The sequence below is a fragment of the Crenobacter oryzisoli genome (assembly GCF_030385785.1).
GTDB classification, from domain to species: domain Bacteria; phylum Pseudomonadota; class Gammaproteobacteria; order Burkholderiales; family Chromobacteriaceae; genus Crenobacter_A; species Crenobacter_A oryzisoli.
On sequence record NZ_JAUEDK010000089.1, the window covers coordinates 1 to 8,003 of the forward strand.

11 protein-coding genes and 3 pseudogenes are annotated in these 8,003 nt (G+C 59.2%); 9 read left to right on the forward strand and 5 right to left on the reverse strand.

Annotated features, from left to right (window positions below):
- The 3 genes from QU481_RS23155 to QU481_RS23165 all read right to left on the reverse strand — a co-directional run.
- The coding region (locus QU481_RS23155; protein ID WP_289831584.1) for a DUF6691 family protein at positions 1-398 on the reverse strand (398 nt) is incomplete at its 3' end.
- Between the two features lie 9 nt (positions 399-407).
- The gene (locus tag QU481_RS23160) at positions 408-839 is read right to left on the reverse strand and encodes a YeeE/YedE family protein (protein WP_289829720.1); all 432 of its coding nucleotides are present in this window, start codon (positions 837-839) and stop codon (positions 408-410) included.
- Positions 840-849: 10 nt separating this feature from the next.
- Positions 850-1,170, reverse strand: coding sequence for an ArsR/SmtB family transcription factor (locus QU481_RS23165; protein ID WP_289829721.1), 321 nt, complete (start codon positions 1,168-1,170; stop codon positions 850-852).
- Between the two features lie 2 nt (positions 1,171-1,172).
- Between QU481_RS23165 and QU481_RS23170 the strand changes: the two genes are divergently transcribed.
- The 4 genes from QU481_RS23170 (at position 1,173) to QU481_RS23185 (ending at position 3,227) form a co-directional block, all read left to right on the forward strand.
- Positions 1,173-2,123 carry an MBL fold metallo-hydrolase gene (locus QU481_RS23170; RefSeq protein ID WP_435382731.1) on the forward strand — a complete coding sequence of 317 codons (951 nt, stop codon included), beginning with the start codon at positions 1,173-1,175 and terminating at the stop codon, positions 2,121-2,123.
- Between the two features lie 19 nt (positions 2,124-2,142).
- The gene (locus QU481_RS23175; RefSeq protein WP_289832330.1) at positions 2,143-2,349 is read left to right on the forward strand and encodes a YgaP family membrane protein; all 207 of its coding nucleotides are present in this window, start codon (positions 2,143-2,145) and stop codon (positions 2,347-2,349) included.
- Positions 2,346-2,693 carry a carboxymuconolactone decarboxylase family protein gene (locus tag QU481_RS23180; RefSeq protein ID WP_289832331.1) on the forward strand — a complete coding sequence of 116 codons (348 nt, stop codon included), beginning with the start codon at positions 2,346-2,348 and terminating at the stop codon, positions 2,691-2,693. Before QU481_RS23175 ends, QU481_RS23180 begins: the two co-directional genes overlap by 4 nt.
- A gap of 141 nt (positions 2,694-2,834) precedes the next feature.
- Positions 2,835-3,227, forward strand: a complete 393-nt coding sequence (locus tag QU481_RS23185; RefSeq protein ID WP_289832332.1) for a hypothetical protein — start codon at positions 2,835-2,837, stop codon at positions 3,225-3,227.
- Positions 3,228-3,345: 118 nt separating this feature from the next.
- On the opposite strand, the pseudogene QU481_RS23190 reads toward QU481_RS23185, so the two are convergent.
- Positions 3,346-4,655 (reverse strand): annotated as a pseudogene (locus QU481_RS23190) (IS110 family RNA-guided transposase).
- A gap of 21 nt (positions 4,656-4,676) precedes the next feature.
- Between QU481_RS23190 and QU481_RS23195 the strand changes: the two are divergent.
- A complete protein-coding gene (locus tag QU481_RS23195) occupies positions 4,677-5,087 on the forward strand; it encodes a hypothetical protein (RefSeq protein ID WP_289832333.1) in 411 nt (136 codons plus the stop codon).
- A 186-nt stretch (positions 5,088-5,273) separates the two neighbouring features.
- The gene (locus QU481_RS23200) at positions 5,274-5,798 is read left to right on the forward strand and encodes an aspartate carbamoyltransferase (protein ID WP_289832334.1); all 525 of its coding nucleotides are present in this window, start codon (positions 5,274-5,276) and stop codon (positions 5,796-5,798) included.
- A gap of 53 nt (positions 5,799-5,851) precedes the next feature.
- Here the strand turns inward: QU481_RS23200 and QU481_RS23205 are convergent.
- Positions 5,852-6,226: pseudogene (locus QU481_RS23205) on the reverse strand (transposase); the annotation flags it as partial.
- Positions 6,227-6,430: 204 nt separating this feature from the next.
- Here QU481_RS23205 and ppk2 point away from each other — a divergent pair.
- The 3 genes and pseudogenes from ppk2 to QU481_RS23220 form a co-directional block, all read left to right on the forward strand.
- On the forward strand, positions 6,431-7,288 hold the full coding sequence (gene ppk2, locus QU481_RS23210) for a polyphosphate kinase 2 (protein ID WP_289832335.1): 858 nt from the start codon (positions 6,431-6,433) through the stop codon (positions 7,286-7,288).
- A gap of 223 nt (positions 7,289-7,511) precedes the next feature.
- Positions 7,512-7,673: pseudogene (locus QU481_RS23215) on the forward strand (IS5/IS1182 family transposase); the annotation flags it as partial.
- A gap of 54 nt (positions 7,674-7,727) precedes the next feature.
- Positions 7,728-8,003 (forward strand): MerR family transcriptional regulator (locus QU481_RS23220; protein ID WP_289831305.1); only part of this gene is annotated, 276 nt, incomplete at its 3' end.

Genomic DNA, 8,003 nt, shown 5'->3' on the forward strand with positions numbered 1-8,003 from the left:
ACCTCGAACAGTGCCATGCCGAACAGCATGGCCAGCACAAACAGCACGCCCTTGCCTTCACCCGCACCGACCAAGACGAGGGCCGGGCCCGGGCAAATGCCGGCCAGTCCCCAGCCGATACCGAACAGCACGCTGCCCAGCATTAGGCGGCGGTCGATCTTGCGGTTGCTTGGCAGTTGCATCGGCAGGCCAAGCAGTGAACGCGTGCGCCGCTTGGCCAGCGTGAAGGCACCGAGTCCAAGCGCAATTGCGCCTCCCATCACCAGCGCCAGCGACGGGTCCCAGGCGCCAGCCAGATCGAGAAATCCAAGCACCTTGGCTGGGTTGGCCATGCCGGCCAGGATCAACCCCACGCCGAACAGCAGTCCGGCCAGCCAGGAAAACAGTACGGCCATCATTTTCTCTCCTTAGGCAATCAGATGACGCACGATAAAGACCGTCGCAAAGCCGCTCGCCATGAACGCGAGCGTCGCGACCAGCGAGCGTGGCGACAGCCGCGACAGGCCACACACGCCATGGCCGCTGGTACAGCCGGCACCGTAGCGGGTGCCAAGCCCCACCAGCACCCCGGCCACGATCAGTAGCGTGATGCTGGCGTCGATTCGGCGTGCAGGCAGAACGGCAACCAGCGAGTACGCCAGTGGTGCCAGCACGAGGCCGAACACAAAAGCAAGGCGCCAACCCACCTCGCCCCGACTGGGGCGCAGCAAGCCGCCGACAATGCCGCTGATGCCGGCAATGCGGCCGTTACACAGCACAAACAACGCTGCGGCCAGGCCAATCAGCAATCCGCCGGCGAGCGACGTCCACGGGGTGAAATGACTCCAGTCGATATGCATAGTGGGTTCCTTAATCTTTCGGGCAAAACAGCGCGTACAAGGTGCCAAGCAGGGCGAGCACCTTGTCGTCGGCGACCGCATAGAAGATACGCTTGCCCTCGCGCCGGGTGCTGACCAGCCCTTCGTTGCGCAACACGCCAAGCTGCTGCGACAGCGTCGGCTGATGAATCCCCAGTAATGCTTCCAGCTCGCTGACCGAGCGCTCGCCCTGACTGAGCTGGCAGAGCAACAACAGGCGGTCCGCGTGGGCGAGGGTTCGCAGCAATGCGGTCGCATCACCGGCCGCGGCACGCAGCCGGTCGATGGCAATGACTGGGGCGGTAGGGGTCATTGGTGCGTCCTGTTGATCGAGATCAATTTCATTATATTTGCAGACATTATGTTTATCAATATAATGAAATCACCCCATCAGGAGAGCAGAGCATGCAAGGCCAGATCGAAAGCTTCTACGACCCGACTACCGGAACCGTGACTCACATTGTGTTCGACCAGCGCGGCGGGCATGCCGCCGTGATTGACCCGGTGCTCGACTATGACCCCAAGTCAGGACGTACGCGCACCGCTTCGGCCGACCAAGTGCTCTCCTATCTGCAAGCCAATGCGCTGTCTTTGGCATGGATCCTCGAGACGCATGCCCATGCCGATCATTTGTCGGCGGCGCGTTACCTGAAACAGCAGGCCGGGGGGCACATCGCCATCGGCGCACATATCCGTGAGGTCCAGCAGGTATTCAAGCAGCTGTTCAATCTCGAGGCCGGTTTTCTGCCGGACGGTTCACAGTTTGACCATCTGTTCGAAAACGGAGAGACATTTGCCATTGGCGCCCTGGAAGCTAAGGCCTGGTACGTTCCCGGCCATACCCCGGCCGATATGGCCTATCAGCTTGGTGACGCGGTGTTTGTCGGCGATACCCTGTTCATGCCCGATGTCGGCACCGCGCGCTGCGATTTTCCCGGCGGCGATGCACACCTCCTCTATCGTTCGATCCGCGCCCTGCTGAATTTGCCCGAGCAGACACGGCTGTTCATGTGCCACGACTATCCGCCGAACGGACGGGCGCCGGCCTGGGTCAGCACGGTGGCAGAGCAGCGCCGCAATAACATTCACATCCATGATGGGATCACTGAAGCCATGTTTGTGGGCATGCGTCAGGCGCGCGACGCTACGCTCGACATGCCGGCACTGATCCTGCCTTCGGTGCAGATCAATATCCGTGCCGGAGCCCTGCCGCCGGCCGAAGCCAACGGGGTGTCCTATTTGAAGATTCCGCTCAACGCCCTATGAGGGCAGTAAGGAGGTGGTGATGCAGGCGAATATTGGTGGCGTGGACCGCGTGGTCCGCATCGTGGCCGGCTTGGCGCTGGTTGGCGCCGCGCTCGGCGGGTTGATTGGCGCCTGGGGCTGGTTCGGCATCGTGCCACTGGCTACCGGAGCGATCGGCTATTGCCCGGCGTACAAGCTGTTCGGCTTCCGTTCCTGCCCGTTACAGAAACAAGAGGGATCCAAATGAGTGAGTATCTCGACTACCTTGCCCATACCCAAGGCATCAGCAAGCAACTGGCGGTATTGCGCAATGACCAGCCCGAGCTAATGAATAGCTTCAATGACATGGCCAAGGCGGCCACCAAGGACGGCGCCCTTAACCGCAAGACCAAAGAATTGATCGCCTTGGCGCTTGGGGTGGCGGCTCGCTGCGATGGCTGTATCGGTTTTCATGTGCAGGCGCTGGTGCGGCTCGGTGTCACCAAGGCCGAGCTGGAAGAGGCGCTCGGCATGGCGGTGTACATGGGGGGCGGACCGTCGCTGATGTATGCGGCCAATGCGATGGCGGCTTTCGAGGAGTTTTCGGCCTGACCGTCGAATGACAACTCAGTCCAGTACACCACGCTGCTCGTGATCGTTAGACACCACCTGCAATTTTCCTTTCGCAACCACGAACGGGTTGACGTGGTTGCCCGATGCCTCACCCGTCAACCCAGCAAAGGACCGTGAACGATGAAAGTCAGAAAGGCATGTATGGTGGCCGTGTTGGCCAGCGTAGCCGGGCTGTATGCCGGTTCAGTCCTGGCGGCGGATGCGCCCTCCAAGACCAAGACGCAGGAACCTATCTATGGTCGGCAGCTGATGACGCCAAAAGAGCGCACCGAGTATCACAACCGCATGCATTCGGCCAAGACTGAAAAGGAACGCGAAAAAATCCGCAAGGAACACCATGAAGAGATGCAGAAGCGGGCAAAGGAACAAGGTGTCAAGCTGCCCGACATGCCACCGGCCAAGGGCCATGGCATGGGTCCTGGTGGTGGCATGGGGCCAGGGGGTGGGATGGGACCCGGAGGCAGGATGGGCCCGGACGATGGCAAGGGCTATGGGGGCGGCAAGGGCGAGTAACCCCTAACCGACAAGCACGTGCGCTGGGGAGCGGTGAAATGCACTCCGACGCGCACGTGACCTACTCAATACCAACCTGCAACATGCTCTCAAGAAACAGAAATAAAGATGGTCGCATTCATGCGGTTGCTTCCACGGGATTGATCTGGAAGCCGAGTGCGGCGGCGCGACGCTTGAGCGCAGCGATACTGCGCTTGCGTTGCTGTTCTTAGTAGTGCTGCTGGCCTTGATCGACAAAGGCTTCACCACGCGTCAGCATGAAGTAGACCATGCGGGCGAGCTTGTGCGCCGTCGCGGTGTTGGCCCGGGGCTTGTCCATTCTGCGGCAAAGTCGTCGATAGAAAGCGCCCAAGGCGGAGTCGCTGCGCGAGAGTGCCATCGCGACCATCTTCAGCACCGACGGATCCGGTTGGCGGAGCGCTTGGTGCCCGCCGAGAGGACCTTGCCGCCGCTAATCTTGGTGCCCGGGCATAAGCCCAGCCAAGAGCAAAAGTGCTTTACGTTGGCAAACCGGCTCAGGTCCGGGCCGATCTCGGTCAGAATCTTCATGACTGCGGTAACGTTCAGGCCATTGATGCGAGTCAGATCGACCCCCGCCCAAGCGGCCAGCCGCTGCCTCATGTCGAAGGCGACGCGTGCCTTGCTGTCGACGCGCGGAACAGGCCCGACGTTGATCGCGTGCCGCGCCCGCTCGCCCAGCAGGCGCTGCAGCTTGGCATCGCACTCCGCCAGATGGCGGCCAATGTCATCGAACATCGCCAGGGCTTGGCCGAGCACGAACAGGTGTTCATCACGCCAGTTGCCGGTCAGCGCCCGCACGACTTCCTCGCGACTGGCCTTGACCTGCCGGTGGCGGTGACGAGCCAGCGCTTCAGGATTGCGTTCGCCGGCGACGATGTCGCGAATGATCGCCTGACCGCCCATGCCCATGACGTCGGTGAGCACCTCAGTGAGCTGAATATTCATCTGCACGAGAGCCTTTTGCATGCGCTGCACCCAACTGGCCTGCTCGCTCAACAAGGTCTCGCGCAGCCGCGCCACCGCCCGCAACTGACAGATCTCCCTGGCGGGCCGCAACAGGCCATAGCCCATCAGCCGCTGCAGCCACTGGCAATCCTGCACGTCGCTCTTGCGGCCCGGAACGTATTTCATCTGCCGGGCATCGACCAGCCAGACCTGCAATCCCCTCTGCTCCAGGATTTCGAACAACGGGATCCAGTAAACACCGGTCGATTCGATGGCGACGATGTCCACATCGCACTCGAGCAGCCAGTCGGCCAGCACCTGCAGATCATCCGTCATCACGCCAAATTCACGCACTGGCTCCTCCGCGGCACCGGCCGGTACCGCTACCCAATGACTCGATCCCCCCACATCAATGCCGGCCGCGTTGGGAAACACCACATTTTCGCGCTTGCGCATCGCCATGATCTGCCCCCATCCTCGTCAATGAACGGCAGCGCCATGGGAAGCGTCGATTTCGACTCGATCTCTCAAACGGGATGCGCATCTCTGCGCTCACCACTGTCGCCGACGATTCCCGGACCACGCTCAAAAGCGGGCTCGCAACAGCTTGCACCAATGATGTGTCGGTCATCTCGGCGCCGCCGTTCTCCTTGTACCGCATTTCCGTTTCTTCGCGAACGCCTGGCCCGCGCGGCGGGGGTGGGAGGCTCAAAAGACTTTGAAGAGGTTCTTAGCTTCCAGGCTGGCGTCGGCAACGAAGCCGGAACGGCTCCTCTACAGGAGGACTACCCTTCCGCCTTGTTTATGTCGAAGCAATTGGAATTCACCTTCGAGCACGCAAAAGATGATGCGTGGGACGTCATCCCAGATGAAATAACGTTGCGCCGGATTTGAATTCGCGTTGTTCGGATTATGCCTGTAATGCTTTGGGGAGCTTGACCAACCAAGGGGGAAAGCTTTGGCTCCAGATGAGCGAGCCATGGGAAACCACATGTTTGAAAGGATATGATTCAAATCATACAGTGCTGACTGGCAAGTCTCTAACATAGGACCTGTTCTGTGTCCCTTGAGGACCATGCAATGAAATCAATTCCCGTTATTCAGTACGCCATGCTCTGTGGCCTGCTATCTATTCTCGCTGTTCCCGTTGCCAAAGCCGCCGATCCAGGGCGACAAGCGGAAGTGTCTGCTCGGGGAGCGCTGGTCATGCCCTTTGAGCTAAAAGCCACCACACACATCTTCACCAAGACCCAAGATGGCGGAGTCCAGCAAGTTGTGACCAAGAAAGCTGGAGATGAGCACCAGATTCATCTGATTCGCGAGCACTTGGCTTTAATAGCCGACCATTTCAGCAAAGGCAATTTTGCCGAGCCGGCCAACATCCACGGAGCAAACATGCCAGGACTCGCAGAGTTACGACAGGCTAAAGCAGGAGAGCTCACCGTGAGCTATCAAGACATGCCCAATGGCGGGCAGATTCAATTCTCCGCCCATGATCCACTGCTGGTGCAGGCGCTGCACAAGTGGTTCGATGCCCAGATATCCGATCATGGCGCAGATGCCATGAGGGGGCATAAACATGCCAACATGATGCACATGCAGTAATCAAACTAGCCCTACATTATATGGCTGCCGCGCACTCCTGCGTACATGGACGCTAGCATCTTGACGCCGGTGCTGTCGACCAGCAGATACAGGCCCGCCTGGCTCGGACGATTGCAGATGGTGATCGACAACCTCATCTGCCGCCGGCACACCGTGCTGTAGTCCGGCGCATCCCAGTCAAGCCCGGCCAATTTCAACAGACTCTCGACAAAGCCCAACGTCTGTCGGAGGGCCAGCCCGAACACTTGATGGTGAGGCAGAACTCGATGGCGCCATCGCTGAAAGACGGCGGTCGGCCTGGTCTGTCCCCGCCACGGCAGATCCTAGTCGAGCCAGATCATCAGTGAGCCTCGGCGCTTGAGGGAGGCGTTGTCGCTCTTCCAGTTCGTCGTGCAGCACTTGGCGTGTAGTGGCTTATCCTGCGGCAAACCTACCGGAGGCTATGCCGGACTGCTGTTTGGAGCGAGTTCTGCAACAGCGCCATGCGAAGGGGCCGCGCTCACAGTTGCGGCCCGAAATGAAATTTGTATCAGGGCCCCATGTCACCTATGGCCCCTCCATGGAGGAAGGTTGATGATGTGCTCCAGGCCGATCGCAGCCTGGCTATGGCACGCATAATCAGAGGAGCAAACATGGCAAAGAGCAAGAAGAAGCAAAAGGGCCAACAGTGGGATGAACAAGGTTCTGGTAAGCAATCTGCAAGTGCGGGCACCGACACAGATGCTTCTGTAGTGAGTTACGAGGATTACAAGATACAGTTGCACCTGCTGCAGATTGAACTTGTGAAGCTTCAGCGCCATTTCATCGAATGTGGCGACCGCATACTAATCCTGATGGAAGGCCGCGACACGGCCGGCAAAGACGGCAGCATCAAGCGCATTGTCGAGTTTCTCAGCCCCCGCGAAACGCGAGTTGTGGCGTTGAGCAAACCGTCAGATCGTGAGCGCACCGGTTGGTACTTTCAGCGTTACGTGCCACACCTGCCTGTTGCCGAAGAGCTCGTCCTTTTTAACCGTAGTTGGTACAACCGGGCAGGCGTGGAGCGCGTGATGGATTTCTGCACTGCAAATGAGTATGAAGAATTCATGTACTCCGTGACCCACTTTGAGGAGATGCTCGTCAACTCCGGCATCAAGCTGCTCAAGTATTACCTCGACATTAGCAAGGCCGAACAAGCCCGTCGGCTTGCCGAACGGCGCCGCGATCCACTCAAGCAATGGAAGACTAGTCCCATCGACGCCGTCGCGTTGAAGCACTGGGACGATTACACGATGGCGCGCAACGAGATGCTGATGCGAACACACACCGCCGCAGCACCGTGGCACGTTGTACTCGCCGACGACAAGCGGACGGCCAGACTCAATTTGATACGCGACATCCTGTCGCGACTGCACTACGCGGGCAAAGACAACCAGTTGGTGGCTCCCGATCCCAAGATCGTGTTCGAGTTTTCGAAGGATTGCCTCGATGCCAACCGCCTCGCACACTGATCTCCAGCAAACATAACCGACGAGAGAAAAATGCATGAAGACTGTCACTATCGAAGTCGGATGGCTGGTTTCGAGCCTCAGCGCCAGGGGCGTTCGCCGGCAATTGCGCTATGAGGTAGCTTGTGCCCAATAGCCAACTCGACGGTTAGTTCTAGGTGGTGTCGTCACGAGTCGTAGCGCTGAGGCCGGCCCCGTTACACATGCGAGCATGAACGACCTTGCCATGCCCACGACCCTGGCTCATTGCCGGCATGACCTCTCCGACACGACTTGGTGTTTGCTGGAACCACACCTCCCCGGCCGACAAGGCTGCTGGGAAGGTGTCGCGCGCGACAATCGCCACTTCATCAACGCTGTGTGCTGGACGACGCCCACCTTTGCCCCAAGAGCTAACAACTGTTACTTGAAATTTGCTCATAGTTGTTTCTAACTGCTCACTATGAGCAAGCAATATCGAATCAATGAGTTCGCCAAGCGCATCGGTCGAGCGACCAGCACGGTTCGCCGCTGGGAACGAGAAGGCAAACTGACGGCTAAACGGATGCCGTCGGGACACCGTTATTTTGACGAGTCGGATGTTCGCACCATCCTAGGTGGTGCACCGGAACGTCGGCTGACGGTGGTGTATTGCCGGGTGTCCCGCGCCGGTCAAAAGGATGATCTGGAATCTCAGATCAAGGCGATGGAAGCGTATTGTCTGGCCGGGGCCATTGCT

Excerpts from the sequence above, each read along its gene's own strand:
- QU481_RS23160 (WP_289829720.1), bottom strand. The coding sequence starts at position 839 with ATGCATATCGACTGGAGTCATTTCACCCCGTGGACGTCGCTCGCCGGC.
- QU481_RS23165 (WP_289829721.1), bottom strand. The coding sequence starts at position 1,170 with ATGACCCCTACCGCCCCAGTCATTGCCATCGACCGGCTGCGTGCCGCG.
- QU481_RS23175 (WP_289832330.1), top strand. The coding sequence starts at position 2,143 with ATGCAGGCGAATATTGGTGGCGTGGACCGCGTGGTCCGCATCGTGGCC.
- QU481_RS23180 (WP_289832331.1), top strand. The coding sequence starts at position 2,346 with ATGAGTGAGTATCTCGACTACCTTGCCCATACCCAAGGCATCAGCAAG.
- QU481_RS23185 (WP_289832332.1), top strand. The coding sequence starts at position 2,835 with ATGAAAGTCAGAAAGGCATGTATGGTGGCCGTGTTGGCCAGCGTAGCC.
- QU481_RS23195 (WP_289832333.1), top strand. The coding sequence starts at position 4,677 with ATGAACGGCAGCGCCATGGGAAGCGTCGATTTCGACTCGATCTCTCAA.
- QU481_RS23200 (WP_289832334.1), top strand. The coding sequence starts at position 5,274 with ATGAAATCAATTCCCGTTATTCAGTACGCCATGCTCTGTGGCCTGCTA.
- ppk2 (WP_289832335.1), top strand. The coding sequence starts at position 6,431 with ATGGCAAAGAGCAAGAAGAAGCAAAAGGGCCAACAGTGGGATGAACAA.